15 protein-coding genes are annotated in these 12880 nt (G+C 67.4%); 5 read left to right on the top strand and 10 right to left on the bottom strand.

Going from position 1 to position 12880, the window contains the following annotated elements; all coding sequences use genetic code 11:
* Positions 1-81: 81 nt before the first annotated feature.
* On the bottom strand, positions 82-984 hold the full coding sequence (locus F3087_RS32740; RefSeq protein ID WP_150405960.1) for a DUF6585 family protein: 903 nt from the start codon (positions 982-984) through the stop codon (positions 82-84).
* Positions 985-1150: 166 nt separating this feature from the next.
* On the opposite strand from F3087_RS32740, the gene F3087_RS32735 reads away from it, so the two are divergent.
* Both F3087_RS32735 and F3087_RS32730 read left to right on the top strand, forming a co-directional pair.
* On the top strand, positions 1151-2623 hold the full coding sequence (locus F3087_RS32735) for a phospholipase D-like domain-containing protein (protein ID WP_150405959.1): 1473 nt from the start codon (positions 1151-1153) through the stop codon (positions 2621-2623).
* A 31-nt stretch (positions 2624-2654) separates the two neighbouring features.
* Complete coding sequence (locus tag F3087_RS32730) at positions 2655-3122, top strand: DUF3592 domain-containing protein (RefSeq protein WP_150405958.1); 468 nt, start codon at positions 2655-2657, stop codon at positions 3120-3122.
* A 146-nt stretch (positions 3123-3268) separates the two neighbouring features.
* Here the strand turns inward: F3087_RS32730 and F3087_RS32725 are convergent, their stop codons facing one another.
* The 5 genes from F3087_RS32725 to hemE all read right to left on the bottom strand — a co-directional run bounded on the left by F3087_RS32725 (position 3269) and on the right by hemE (position 8139).
* The gene (locus tag F3087_RS32725) at positions 3269-3571 is read right to left on the bottom strand and encodes a putative quinol monooxygenase (RefSeq protein ID WP_150405957.1); all 303 of its coding nucleotides are present in this window, start codon (positions 3569-3571) and stop codon (positions 3269-3271) included.
* Positions 3572-3591: 20 nt separating this feature from the next.
* On the bottom strand, positions 3592-4287 hold the full coding sequence (gene hemQ / locus F3087_RS32720) for a hydrogen peroxide-dependent heme synthase (protein ID WP_150405956.1): 696 nt from the start codon (positions 4285-4287) through the stop codon (positions 3592-3594).
* A 406-nt stretch (positions 4288-4693) separates the two neighbouring features.
* The gene (locus tag F3087_RS32715; RefSeq protein WP_150405955.1) at positions 4694-6040 is read right to left on the bottom strand and encodes a protoporphyrinogen oxidase; all 1347 of its coding nucleotides are present in this window, start codon (positions 6038-6040) and stop codon (positions 4694-4696) included.
* A gap of 510 nt (positions 6041-6550) precedes the next feature.
* Positions 6551-7060, bottom strand: coding sequence for a uridine kinase family protein (locus F3087_RS32710; RefSeq protein WP_191094249.1), 510 nt, complete (start codon positions 7058-7060; stop codon positions 6551-6553).
* A gap of 23 nt (positions 7061-7083) precedes the next feature.
* The gene (hemE, locus tag F3087_RS32705) at positions 7084-8139 is read right to left on the bottom strand and encodes a uroporphyrinogen decarboxylase (RefSeq protein ID WP_150405954.1); all 1056 of its coding nucleotides are present in this window, start codon (positions 8137-8139) and stop codon (positions 7084-7086) included.
* Between the two features lie 609 nt (positions 8140-8748).
* Between hemE and F3087_RS32700 the strand changes: the two genes are divergently transcribed.
* Both F3087_RS32700 and F3087_RS32695 read left to right on the top strand, forming a co-directional pair.
* A complete protein-coding gene (locus F3087_RS32700; protein WP_150405953.1) occupies positions 8749-9387 on the top strand; it encodes a DUF3000 domain-containing protein in 639 nt (212 codons plus the stop codon).
* Between the two features lie 149 nt (positions 9388-9536).
* The gene (locus F3087_RS32695) at positions 9537-10799 is read left to right on the top strand and encodes a ribonuclease D (RefSeq protein ID WP_150405952.1); all 1263 of its coding nucleotides are present in this window, start codon (positions 9537-9539) and stop codon (positions 10797-10799) included.
* Position 10800: 1 nt separating this feature from the next.
* On the opposite strand, the gene F3087_RS32690 is transcribed toward F3087_RS32695, so the two are convergent.
* Positions 10801-11211: an SRPBCC family protein gene (locus F3087_RS32690; RefSeq protein ID WP_150405951.1), complete on the bottom strand. Its 411-nt coding sequence runs from the start codon at positions 11209-11211 to the stop codon at positions 10801-10803.
* A gap of 107 nt (positions 11212-11318) precedes the next feature.
* Between F3087_RS32690 and F3087_RS32685 the strand changes: the two genes are divergently transcribed.
* On the top strand, positions 11319-11876 hold the full coding sequence (locus F3087_RS32685; protein ID WP_223885514.1) for a CGNR zinc finger domain-containing protein: 558 nt from the start codon (positions 11319-11321) through the stop codon (positions 11874-11876).
* On the opposite strand, the gene F3087_RS47535 is transcribed toward F3087_RS32685, so the two are convergent.
* The 3 genes from F3087_RS47535 to F3087_RS32670 form a co-directional block, all read right to left on the bottom strand.
* Positions 11836-12003, bottom strand: coding sequence for a hypothetical protein (locus F3087_RS47535; RefSeq protein ID WP_223885531.1), 168 nt, complete (start codon positions 12001-12003; stop codon positions 11836-11838). The two genes, F3087_RS32685 and F3087_RS47535, sit on opposite strands and share 41 nt — an antisense overlap.
* Before the next feature lie 76 nt (positions 12004-12079).
* On the bottom strand, positions 12080-12460 hold the full coding sequence (locus F3087_RS32675; protein WP_150405950.1) for a DUF5655 domain-containing protein: 381 nt from the start codon (positions 12458-12460) through the stop codon (positions 12080-12082).
* Positions 12461-12468: 8 nt separating this feature from the next.
* Positions 12469-12864 (bottom strand): MerR family transcriptional regulator, encoded by a 396-nt coding sequence (locus F3087_RS32670; RefSeq protein ID WP_150405949.1) that lies wholly within the window; start codon positions 12862-12864, stop codon positions 12469-12471.
* Between the last annotated feature and the right edge of the window lie 16 nt (positions 12865-12880).

Here is a 12880-nt window from a genome sequence, read left to right as displayed (position 1 = left end):
GATCCGTCTGGGTTTGCCGTGACAAGCACACGCTGCCTGTGACAGCCCGATTCCGGGCCCGTCGTTCGACGGAACTGCCCATCAGTCGGTTTCCGGCTCGCCGGTGTCGTCGGCGTAGTGTCCGTGCGGTTCCGCATTGGCGTCGGCTTCTCGCTCCTCAGACTCCACCGGGTGGCGTAGGTGGTCGGTGAGGGCGATCAGTAGTCGATAGTTCGGAATGTGTTCCAGCGCTGCGCCATTCAGTGGGTGCCAGGCTTCGTCGACCGTGATGCCCAAACGGCCGGATTGGGCGCGTACCTCCTCGATTCTGGGCCAGGCGACGGGTGGGCCGTCGGTGGAGATGCCGATGGCGGAGAGGTGGATCGGGCCGAACGCGAGGGTTTGGCCGGCGACGAGTTCTGCTGCGGCAGAGGCGAAGCATGCCTTGACAATGTGATCCTGGATTGCTGGTGCCCACCTCTGTGGGTCCAGATACCCTCCGTGATGCCAGAATTCGGTCTCGACGTATCCGGCGAGCGGAAAGCGCTGTCCCGCAATGTCGGTGAGGGCGCAGTGGTAAACCACGGGCCGGTTGGACTTGCCACGGTAGACCTTGGCCGGATGCGCCAAGGCGTACATATAGGCGAGGGTGGTGCCATAGCGTGCGGCCCGGATTGTGCCATCCGCCTCCACTGCCACAAGGCCATGCGCATACAGCGTCAACTGCGCATTCGGGTCGACAGACCGAGACCGGTAGCGAAGCAGCGGCGGCAAACCCAGAACAAGGAGCAATAGCGGCGCTGACAGCACAACCGCAGCTATGCCGATCAAATACACCCATACTCCGCAAACGATGACCGTGATGGTGCTCACCAGCACGTAACCACGCCAGGGAACCGGTGGCATCCGCCACGGATACGTCGCGACCGGTTCCCCGAGATCCGCTCCGGCAGCGACTGTTTCGAGTTCGGCCTGCACAGCAGGCGGATCGTTCGAATCGGGCACGACTCCTCCTCCATGTCGTGCCACTCGACGCTACCGTCGCCCGTCGCGCGATACAGCGGATCGACCGACCCGGCCGAAGCACCGGAGGTCGGTCCGCGGCGGCACCTTCAGTAATGTGGATCGTTCACCGGCGAGCACGTCGGCCGGACGAGAGAACTGACTGGACATGAGCGACGAGCAACACATCCTCACTCCTGGCGAAACCTGCTGGCAGATCGCCCAGGCGGATCGACTGGCGTGCATCATCGATGCGGCGGACTATTTCCGCCACGCCAAGTCCGCGATGTTGCAGGCGCGCAAGCGGATCGTGCTGATCGGCTGGGATTTCGATACCCGGATCAAGTTCGAACCGCAGGAAAAGACCCTCGACGGGCCGAATCGGCTGGGCAAGTTCCTGTCCTGGCTGCCGAAGCAGCGACCGGATCTCGACATCTATCTGCTGAAGTGGAATGTCGGCGCGTTCGCCGCGATCAGCCGCGGGATGACCCCGATCTTCGTGGTCAATTGGATGACCGACCGGCGGTTGCACTTCGAGATGGACGGGGCGCACCCGCTCGGTTCCGCGCACCATCAGAAGATCGTGGTGATCGATGACGCGCTCGCGTTCTGCGGCGGCATCGACATGACCGTCGACCGCTGGGACACCAGCGACCACCAGGACGACAACCACTACCGCACCGAGCCCAACGGCAACCGGTACGGGCCGTGGCACGACGCGACCACCGCGGTCGACGGCGACGCGGCGAAGGCGATCGGCGAATTGGCCAGGGCCCGCTGGAAGGCGGCGACCGGAGAGCAGCTGGCCGCGGTCGACGAGATCGCCGGGGACACACCGTGGCCCGAAGGTCTGGAGCCGACGATGCGGTCCGTCGATGTCGGTATCGCGCGAACGTTCCCCGAGCTCGCCGATCGCGCCGAGGTCCGGGAGATCGAGGCGCTGTATCTGGCGGCGATCGCGGGCGCCACGAAGTCGCTGTACATCGAAAGCCAGTACCTGGCCTCGCGCACCCTCGCCGAGGCGATCGCGGCCCGGCTGGGCGAACCGGACGGACCGGAGATCGTGCTCGTGCTGCCGCGGCATGCCGACGGCTGGCTCGAGCAGCAGGCGATGGACGGAGCTCGCCGCCGCCTGTTACATCTGTTGTGGAAGGCCGACACCCAGAACCGGCTCGGCGTCTATTACCCCGTGACCGACGCCGGCGCGCCGATCTACGTGCACGCCAAGGTGCTGGTGATGGACGATCGCCTGCTGCGGGTCGGATCCTCGAACCTCAACAATCGCTCGATGGGCTTCGACACCGAATGCGATCTGGCCGTCGAGGTCACTCCCGCCACCGCGGACGGTGACCTGCTGCGGGAAACCATCCTCGGCATCCGGCGCCGCCTCATCTGTGAGCACCTCGACGCCGACCCCGCGAAGTTCGACGCCACCCTCACCGAGACCTCCTCGCTGCTGCGCACCGTCGAAGCCTTGCGCGGCGACGGCCGAACCCTGGTGCGGTTCGAGCCGGCCACCGTCGAGGACGAGGACAGCCCGTTGGCCGAGAACGAACTGATGGACCCCGAACGCACCCCACCGAGCCTGTGGGACTACCCATTGCTGAGCCGGGGCATTCGCAGGCTGAAGGCCGCACGGTGACGGTCCGCTGAACCGTGCCGAAAGGAATGTCGTGCAACGTTCCCTCGCCGCCCAGGTCAACGCCAACCGGGTCGCGATCGCGCTGATGGCACTGGTCGCAATCCTGTTCGCCGCAGCGCCGATCGGATACAACGCGCTGTTCCTGGCGAACTCACGACTCGCGACCGGCACCGCGGTCGAACGCGGACAGGAACTCAGCGACAACACCAAGGGCAGTCGTCCCGACGGCACCGCCGCGGTCATCGAGTTCACCACCGCGGCCGGGAAAACGGTCCGGTTCGACGGCGGCTCGGCCTCGCGGTATGCCGCTGTCGGCGATCAGGTCCAGGTCCGCTACGACCCTGACGACCCCGACCATGCGATGGTCGATGAGGCCTTCCTCTTCGTCCGGCTCACCTACCTGCCCTTGGCCGTCGCCGCCCTAGGCATAGCTGTGCTGCTGGCTGTCGCTTGGACCACGCTGCCCGCCACGATCCGGCGAACCGGCAACGAATCCTGAGATCCTCCGGTTGCCGGGCTCGTTCTCCCTGCGCTCGCACCCCTCGGACAGCGCAGGGAGGAATCCGCCGTCGGCACTGGACCGAAGGGTACGTTTCCCCGCACCTACCCGCACGCCCCGAAAAGCCGGGGCTTGCCGGTTAGTTGCTAGCCGAGTCGGGAGTCGGCGGGGTAGACCTGGATGTCGCGGGTCGCGAGCATCGGGATCACCTGGGCGAGACCGATGCTGTGGAAGTGTTCGGTCTCGCGGTGGGCGGCGAAAGCATCGGCGTCGGTGTACTTTTCGATGCTGACGAACCGCTCCGGGTGCTCCGACGAACGGAACACCTCGTATTCGAGGCAGCCCGGTTCGGTTTTGCTGGCGTCGGAGAGCAGGCGCAGGCGGCGCTCCAGTTCGTCGGCGTCCGCAGGGGTCGCCGATACGCGCGCGACAACGACAAGGTTGGTCATCGATCTGCTTTCGGTATCGCTCAGGGCAGGGCGTTGATGAGCTTGTCCAGCTCGACGCGGGGGCCGGTGAAGAAGGGGACCTCTTCGCGGACGTGCAGGCGGGCCTCGGTGGCGCGCAGGTCGCGCATGAGGTCGACGATGCGGTGCAGTTCGGGAGCCTCGAAGGCGAGGATCCACTCGTAGTCGCCGAGGGCGAACGAGCTGACCGTGTTCGCGCGCACGTCCGGGTAGCCGCGGGCGGCCTTGCCGTGATCGGCGAGCATCTTGCGGCGCTCCTCGTCGGGCAGCAGGTACCACTCGTAGGAGCGGACGAACGGGTACACGCAGATGTAGTTGCCCGGGTCCTCGCCCGCCAGGAAGGCAGGCACGTGACTCTTGTTGAACTCCGCGGGACGATGCAGCGCCACGTTGCTCCACACGGGAGCGCTCGCGCGGCCCAGCTCGGTGGTGCGGCGGAAGTCCGCGTAGGCGGCCTGCAAGTCCTCGACCCGTTCGGCGTGCGTCCAGATCATGAAGTCGGCGTCGGCGCGCATCCCCGCGACGTCGTACACGCCGCGAACCACCACGTCACGATCCGCGAGCCCCTCGAAGAACGCCCGCGCCTCCTTGATCGCCGCCGCCCGGTCCTCCCCCAGCACCCCCGGCTGCACCTGGAACACCGAGAACATCAGGTAGCGAATGGTCGAGTTGAGTTCCTGATAATCGAGTCGCGCCATGCGTCCTATCGTGCCACTCGGGGGGAGGTGAAGGTTTCGCGGTGGGGGTGGTGCGCGTCTCCTCGGATGATCGCGGTCGTCGCCTATCGCGAAGGCAGCAGCCGATGCGAGCACAGCGCATACGATCGGGTCGCACTCACGGTGGCGGATCAGCCCGTTCGGCACACTCCACCGCGCGGCAAACCGAGCCCGGCGACTCGCACCTGCCGACTGTGCGCACGATCGACTTCGAATTAGCTTGTGACAGTGGCAAATGTGGCAGGCGTCCGTTCGCCATACGGCGCGCGCGACCACGTCGCGATCGCAGAGTTGACACTGCAAGAGCGAGCCGGCTTGCGGCCGGGGGCATCACCCGACGCGAAATGAGCGGTGATCCAATGCCGTTCGGAGACGCGGTGCGGGCGAATCAGGTTGCGGTTGTGGCGATGTGGCGGGCGGCGGTGTTGGCGGAAGCTACGCAGGCGGGGACGCCGACGCCGTGCAGGTAGGCGCCGGCGAGGGCCAGGCCGTCGATGGCGGCGACCGCTTGTTCGATAGCGGCGATGCGGTTGGTATGGCCGGGCGCGTATTGGGCCAGACCGCCGCGCCAGCGTTGGACGACGGCGGAGATCGGGTCGATGGGGACGCCGGTAACGGTGGACAAATCTTCGGCGGCGGCGGTGATCAGGTCGGCGTCGGACCAGGAGAGGGTGGAGTCGTCGCCGAACTTGCCGAATGAGGCACGGACCAAAGCCGTTTCGCGCTCGGCCAGGTGGGTCCACTTGCGACTGGACAGGGTGAACGCCTTGGCGCGCAAGGGCTCTCCGGTAGCGACCAGGACGCCCGAGTTCTGCGGAAGCGCGGTGTCGCGCGGAAGAGCAAGTGCGACAACGACGGACGAGGACAACTCGATTCCGGCCAGTGCCGCGGCGGCGTCCGGGGCGACCGTGCCGAGCAGTCGGGCGGTCACCGGTGCGGGCGTGGCGAGCACTACCGCGTCGACCGCGCCGATCGGATCGACGACCCAGCCACGCAACCCACGGGCGAGGCGAGTGGCCGGGGTCGCGGTGACGAACTTCGCACCGGAGCGCGCCGCCAACGCCTCCAGCAGCACCTGATATCCGTCCCGGAGCCCACCGAATACCGGTGCGCTCGACGGCGGCGGCAGCGCGACGGACACCGCGTGCGTGAGGCTGGGCGCACCATCGTCCAACGCGGCGGCCAACGTCGGCAGCGCCGCGCGCACCCCGATCGAGCGCGAACTACCCGCGTACACCCCACCGAGCAACGGATCCACACTCCGCTCGGCGACCTGCGCCCCGAACCGGTCCGCGATCAGCCGATACACGTCGACATCCGCGCCAGGTTCCCAGGCCAGCGGCCGCCGCGACTCCCCCGCGATCCGCTCGACCGTCTCCGCGTCGACCAGCCCGCGCATCGACTCGGCATCCGCCGGAATCCCCATCAACGTCCGCTCGGGCATCGCATGCGCGACCCCACCCGACCACACCACCGGCCGTAGCCCCGCCGGCGTCACCAACTGCGTCTCGAGCCCCATCTCCCGCAGCAATTCCGGCACCTCGGGCCGCCGCCCGACAAACGCCTCCGCCCCGAGATCCAAAGGCTCCCCGGCCACTTCACCGGTATAGAGAATCCCACCCACCCGGTCGGCCCGATCCAACACCAGAATGTCGGCCTCGGACCCCAGCAACACCCGCAACCGATACGCAGCAACCAGCCCGCTTATCCCACCACCGACCACCGCGATCCGCATGCCGTCGACGGTATCCCCCACCCCCACCCGCCCCGCGACCGGTCCACTCCCCTGGGCGCGCCGAACTCGACACGAACGGAGTAACCAAGATCAGAGGGAATTGGTGCAGGTATCGGTCGAGAAGCAAACTGCACCAATTCCCGGTGATCATTCGTCCAGTTGTCGGCACGCGATGACTCTCGTCCGCGCACGACTCGCAGCCGCAGGCGAGTCGGCCTCGCGCCGCCGGAGGCTGCCGCCGACCACGAACGCCCCACCATCAAAGGTCCGCACTCCCTCTCTGGATCCGCACCGGCTTTAGCGCCCAATTCCGAGTGCAAATCCCGAGAGGGGGTGCGGATTTCGACTATTTCGCGTTACGGCGACTCGCGGCCGGGTGTCGCTCGTAGGTATTCGGTTGCCGACATGCGCGGATCACGAACACCATCCCCGGCCCGCTGCTGTACCGGATGGATGCGACCGTGCGTGCCGATACGATGACCGCCTCCTCGACGAAGTGCGCACGCGGGGTCAGGTTGTGCCGCTGATGATGAGGTCTGCGTGGGCTCGGGTGTTGTCGGCGGCGAAGTGGGTGTCTTCGTCGGCCATCCACTGTTCCCATAGCGGTAGGGCGGAGGTGCCGTCGCGTTCGAGGCCGCGGGTCAAGCGGAGCGAGCGCGGGGTGTCGACCCAGATGGAGAGTGACAGGCGCGGGCGGACGGCGGCGCGGGAAGAGGAGACGCCCTCCAGGACCACCACTCCGCCTGGCGCAATCTCGTGCCATTCGGCCAGACCTCGCTGATCCCAGTCGTAGCGCTGGTATCGAGCGAGCGCATCGCGACCGAGGGGTTCAAGCACCTCGGTTTCCAATCGCGGCCACCAGTTCAAGGTGTTGTCCCACGAGGCGAAGCTGTCGGTCGGCACGACGGGCGCGTCGAACTCGCGCGCGAGTTGTGCGGCGAGCGTTGACTTTCCGGCACCGCCGGGCCCATCGATCGCGACCAGCTTGGTCGAACCGAGCTGCGGTTCACTCGCCCGCACCCGAGCGACGATCTCCGCGAGCACTACAGTTCGTGCACCAATTCGACCAGTGCGGTCAGCACACCCGGGTCGGTATCCGGAAGGACGCCGTGGCCCAGGTTGAAGATGTGTCCCTTGGCGCCCAACGTGATTGCTTCGTCCGCCTCGGCCGCGATCCGCCGAGCTTCGGCTTCGACCGCGGCCGAGCCGGCGAAGAGCACGGCGGGGTCGAGGTTGCCCTGCAACGCTTTTCCGGGGCCGACCCGGCGCACGGCGTCGGTGAGCGGCACGCGCCAGTCCACGCCGACCACGTCGGCGCCGGCCTCGCCCATCGCGCCGAGCAGTTCGCCGGTGCCGACGCCGAAGTGGATGCGCGGCACGCCCGCGGCGGCGACCTCGGCGAAGACCCGTTCGGAGTGCGGCAGTACGAACCGCCGGTAGTCGGCGAGGGAGAGCGCGCCGGCCCACGAGTCGAACAGCTGCACGGCGTCGACGCCGGCGTCGAGCTGCGCCTGGAGGAAGACGATGGTGATGTCGGTGAGCGCGCCGAGCAGCGCGTGCCACGTCTGCGGGTCGGCGTACATCATCGCCTTGGTGCGTTCGTGGTTCTTGCTCGGTCCGCCCTCGACCAGGTACGACGCCAGGGTGAACGGCGCACCCGCGAACCCGATCAGCGGCGTCTCACCGAGCGCGTCGACCAGCAGCCGCACCCCGTCGGTGACCGCGCCCACTTCCTCCGGCCGCAGCCGCGGCAGCGCGCGCACATCGTCGACCGTGCGCACCGGCGACGCGATGACCGGCCCGACGCCGGGCACGATGTCGAGGTCGATCCCCGCGGCCTTCAACGGAACGACGATGTCGGAGAACAGGATCGCCGCATCCACCCCGTGCCTGCGGATCGGTTGCAACGTGATCTCGCACACCAGCTCCGGATCGAAGCACGACTCCAGCATGCCCACGCCCTTGCGCAGCTCGCGGTACTCGGGCAACGACCGTCCGGCTTGCCGCATGAACCACACCGGGCGCCGGCTCGGCGTCGCGCCGGTGGCGGCGGCCAAGAACGGGACATCGGTCAGGCGGCGGCGAGTATTAGTGCTCATCGCTGCCCATCGTAAAGGGGCCGCCATCCAGCGATCGCCAGGCCGGGCGCGGGCGGGAAGGACGACACCATCCTGGCCCACTTCTGTCGGCGAACCCACCGAACGGAAACACCCGCCCCGGCAACGCCGACGGCCGACTGCCGCCCATCCAATCGTTGGGTCGCTGGCCTGAATGAATCCCGTCCACGAGCACTCGATTTGTCGATCCCTTGCTCGCCCGCACCACCCCGCCAGTCGCACTGCCGACAACAGACACCGCGCACTCCACTCGGCTGCGTATCGCTTCGACACCGACTTCATACGGCCCCGCTCCGTGTTCGACTGTCGCTTGGACTGTGTCAAGCCTCTGGATGGGTGGGGCGCGTTGCGCAAAGTCCGACTCGCGACCCGTTCACTCTGCCGGGCGAGGGCTCAGCCAGACGACGCACACCTGCCCGCAGCGCGTGGGCCTGCGAACAGTCTCCATTCGCCGCCCTCTCATCGAGCTCCGAAGAACGCGACACGCCGATGTGCGCGGCGCGCGCAATCTTGCGAAGGCCCGCGGACGCGGCCGCAATACAGCGGCGCGCCTCCGACTGTGCCGGGTGCACAAGGTCTACCGTCCCCTTCGTGACACCGCTCGACTTCCGCGACGGCGCCGCAGCGACCGAGGGACCACATGGCGAGCCAGCTCAATTTCGCGCCGCGGTCGAGGCGATGGGCACCGCAACCGTGCACCCTCGGATCGAGCTCGCGCCGATCCGGCCGCCGCAACGTCTGGCGCCCTACTCTTACGCACTCGGTGCCGAGGTAAAACATCCGGAAACCGGTGTCGTGCCGGTCGATTCGGACGGCGACGCGTTCGGCAGACTGATCCTGCTGCACGACCCGGACGGTGACGACGCCTGGCATGGCACCCTGCGGCTGGTCGCCTACATCCAGGCCGACATCGATGCCGCGCTGGCCACCGACCCGCTGCTACCGGAGGTGGCGTGGAGCTGGCTGGTCGACGCGCTGGAGTCGCGGTCGGAACCGTTCACCGCGCTCGGCGGCACTGTGACCTCGACCAGTTCGGTGCGCTACGGCGACATCGCCGGCCCGCCGCGCGCCCACCAGCTCGAACTACGCGCGTCCTGGACCGCGATCACCAACGACATGCGCCCGCACGTGGAAGGTTTCTGCGAAGTCCTCGCCTACGCGGCGGGTCTCCCACCGGCCGGTATCACCGAATTGCAGATGCGCCCGGACCTGTCGAACGATCAGCGGTAGCCGGATCGGCGAGCGCGGGAAGACCAGCGGGCGACCCGGCGTTCCATTCAGCGAAAGCATCCGTCGATTCCGCTGTGGTTCTCCCGCCCGACACACGGAAGCCCGATAGGACGACGACCGCCCCGGCACTGCACGTAAAGTTCAACAACATGTCCGTACCCGACGAATCCGAACCCCCCGGCGCGCCACCCCTGCTCGCGCCCGTGGATGGCGTGCCTCCGGTACTGGACACCGCCGCTGAAATCGCCGCGGCTGCTGCTCGTCTCGCCGCGGGCACCGGCCCGCTGGCCGTCGATGCCGAACGCGCCTCGGGTTTCCGGTATTCGGCGCGCGCCTATCTGATTCAGCTGCGCCGCAACGGGGCGGGCACGTTCCTGATCGATCCGATTCCGGTCGCGGACGCGCTCGAACCACTGGCCGAGGCGATCAACGACCTCGAGTGGGTGTTGCATTCGGCGGACCAGGATCTACCGGGTCTGGCCGAAGTCGGGCTGCGGCCGAAGCGGCTCTTCGATACCGAATTGGGCGGTCGGCTGGCCGGTTTCGAACGCGTCGGCCTGGCCGCGATGGTCGAGAATCTGCTGGGGCACGCGCTACGCAAAGGGCACGGCGCGGCCGACTGGTCGACCCGCCCGTTGCCCGACGAATGGCTGAATTACGCGGCGCTGGACGTCGAACTGCTGCTGGAATTGCGCGACGCGGTCGCCGCCGACCTCAAGGCGCAGGGCAAAACCGATTGGGCGGCACAGGAATTCGAGCACGTCCGGACCGCCGAGCCGCCCGCGCCGAAAGCGGACCGGTGGCGGCGCACCTCCGGCATCCACAATCTACGCCGGACCAGGCAGCTGGCCGTGGTCCGCGAGCTATGGACCACCCGCGATTCCCTCGCCCGCGCTCGCGATGTCGCGCCCGCGCGGATTCTGCCGGACGCCGCGATCATCGCGGCCGTGACCGCTGATCCGAAGACCATCGCGCAGTTGCGCGCGCTGCCGGTGTTCGGTGGACCGCGTCAGCGCCGCTATTCGCGGGAGTGGCTGGCCGCCGTCGACCGCGGCCGGACCCTGCCGGACAGTGACCTACCCCCGCTGACCCAGCCGTTCGACGGACCGCCCCCGGTGAACCGCTGGGAACGCCGCGACCCGGCCGCCGCCGCCCGGTTGACCCGCGCGCGGACCGCGATGGGCGAGCTGTCCACCGAGCATTCGATCCCCGTCGAGAACCTGCTCTCCCCCGACCTGGTCCGCCGCCTGTGCTGGGACGGACTGCCGGATTACGACCGCGTCCCCGACTCCCCCGACGACTTGGCCGCCGCTATCGACGGCTTCCTGAAGTCGGGCGGGGCCAGGCCCTGGCAGCGTGAACTGGCCGTGCCGCACCTGACCGTGGCGCTGACGCCGAAGCCCGCCGAATAGTTCAGGCCGCCAGGTTTTCCTGCGTCTGCTTGAAGGTGCGCAGGCCCTCGTCCATGCCGGCGCCGAACGCGTCCGCGAGTTCCGCGGGCAGCACGTCGTGGATCCAGACGAAACGACTGTGCCCGTCGCCGTGCGGGTGGACCTGCATGGTGGCGTTGTTGTGCTCGGGGGTCACGCTGCCGCCGATGATCGAGTAGACGAAGCGGCGCTCGTCGTCGTCGATCGTGATGAGTCGTTCGCGCAGCGTCGTCCCGTTGGCGAACTCGACCACGCGGGTGTCCGAGGCGACGAGTTTGCTCTCGACGGCGTAACCGGGCGCCATGCGGACCGGGCCGGCCTCGAAATCGCGGATGATCGCCCAGATGCGCTCGGCGGGGACCTGGACGATGAGCTCTTTCTTGACCGTTGCCATCAGGAGACTCCTTGTGCGAATGGGGTTCAGCCGTATCTGGCTAACTAGTGTGAGCTGAACGATAGTTAGCTAACTATCCATAGTCAATAGGTAGTTATGATGGTGTCGTGCCCAGTGATATCGATTTGCAGCGCATCGTGGATTTCGTCAACACGCGGCGCGCGGACGGCGATGAGCTCGGCACGCCCGAACAGTTGACGAGCTGGCTACGGATGCACGACCTGCTCCCCGAATCCGCGCAGGCCGATGCCGACGATCGCGAGCGCGCCGTTTGGTTGCGGGAAGGTCTGCGCGCACTCCTTGCCGAGAACAATGCCGAACCCGTCACCAGCCCACGGCCGGACGGTCTCGATCCCACTGCGCGAACACAACTCGTGACGCTCACCGCCGCGCTGCCACTGCGCCTCGACGTGAGCAGCATTCCGCCGCGCCTGGTCCCGCAATCAAGCGAGCCGATCGATCACGCGCTCACCATCTTGCTCGCCGACGTCGCGACCGCCGTCTCCGCAGGCACCTGGCCGCGGCTCAAAGCGTGCCGAGAACCGAGCTGCCGCTGGGCTTTTTATGATCAGTCACGCAACCACGGTCGCACCTGGTGCTCGATGAATGTGTGCGGGAACCGTGTCAAAGTCCGTGCCTCGCAACGGAGACGGACCACGCGATAAGGGAAGATGCTCGGCGGAAGGCACTTCCGCCAGCGGCCGACAAGCCATCGACATCGACATCGACATCGACATCGACATCGACATCGACATCGACATCGACATCGACATCGACATCGACATCGAGCAGACCGGACGCAGGTGCCTCCGGCCATCTCCATGAGCGAGTTGAGACTGCCCGCTGAAACTCGTTCGGCAGCAGAGACTTACTTCGAGTCTTTGATACCGAAGTCGTAGGCCGCTTCGAGCCAGCCCTCGTTCACCACGTGCTCGATGACCGACTCGTCCAGGACGCGGATCTGGTGCGTCCACTTGCCCGGATACGTTTCCTGCACGCCGAGGATCAGCGGGTCCGCCACCGGTTTGCGCAGGTCGAGGGTGAGCATGAGGGCATCTTCCGGGACCTTCTTCGCCCGCGGAATCGGCCATAACCACGCGAACTTTCGGTCCGCGCCGAAGGAGACCTGGCTTTTGGTGACCGCGGTGGTGATCGCGCCGAGGGCCTCGATGTGCGGTGCGAGCCGGCGGAACAGGCGCAGCGCGTCCGGGCGTTCGGCGAACAGATTTTCGACCGTGTGCTCGTCCATCCTTGCCATTATTGCCGAAACAGGCGCTCGGACACCGCCGCTTGGAAGTGCGGGCAGGTGGTGAAGTCGGCGTGGTCGCAGGCGAGGGCGTGCTCGATCAGGTCGAGCGAAGCCTGCGCGGTGGCGATCCGCGCCTGCAATTCGTCCCGCTGCCGGGTGAGCACGGCCGAGCGGTCAGGTGTGGTGAGCATCGTGTGGATGTCGTCGAGGGTGAACCCAGCCTCCTTGGCGCGCTGGATCACCGCGACGCGGAAGATGTCGTCCTCGCGATAGCGCCGACGCCCGGCCGAATCTCGTTGCGGGGTCAGCAGTCCCACGGATTCCCAGTGCCGCAGCACGTGCGTGGCCAGGCCGAATCGGGCGGCCGCCGCGCCGATGCCGGTCACCGCGTCGCTTGACTTCATGTCAACATTAAGTCGG

This window comes from Nocardia colli (assembly GCF_008704205.1).
Taxonomy (GTDB): domain Bacteria; phylum Actinomycetota; class Actinomycetes; order Mycobacteriales; family Mycobacteriaceae; genus Nocardia; species Nocardia colli.
This window is presented reverse-complemented; position numbering and strand designations above follow the sequence as displayed.

Coding starts and splice junctions, on each gene's coding strand:
- hemQ (WP_150405956.1), bottom strand. CDS start 4,287: ATGGCGCGACTCGATTATCAGGAACTCAACTCGACCATTCGCTACCTG.
- F3087_RS32715 (WP_150405955.1), bottom strand. CDS start 6,040: ATGCGGATCGCGGTGGTCGGTGGTGGGATAAGCGGGCTGGTTGCTGCG.
- F3087_RS32695 (WP_150405952.1), top strand. CDS start 9,537: ATGTCCGTACCCGACGAATCCGAACCCCCCGGCGCGCCACCCCTGCTC.
- F3087_RS32675 (WP_150405950.1), bottom strand. CDS start 12,460: ATGGACGAGCACACGGTCGAAAATCTGTTCGCCGAACGCCCGGACGCG.
- F3087_RS32735 (WP_150405959.1), top strand. CDS start 1,151: ATGAGCGACGAGCAACACATCCTCACTCCTGGCGAAACCTGCTGGCAG.
- F3087_RS32670 (WP_150405949.1), bottom strand. CDS start 12,864: ATGAAGTCAAGCGACGCGGTGACCGGCATCGGCGCGGCGGCCGCCCGA.
- hemE (WP_150405954.1), bottom strand. CDS start 8,139: ATGAGCACTAATACTCGCCGCCGCCTGACCGATGTCCCGTTCTTGGCC.
- F3087_RS32690 (WP_150405951.1), bottom strand. CDS start 11,211: ATGGCAACGGTCAAGAAAGAGCTCATCGTCCAGGTCCCCGCCGAGCGC.
- F3087_RS32725 (WP_150405957.1), bottom strand. CDS start 3,571: ATGACCAACCTTGTCGTTGTCGCGCGCGTATCGGCGACCCCTGCGGAC.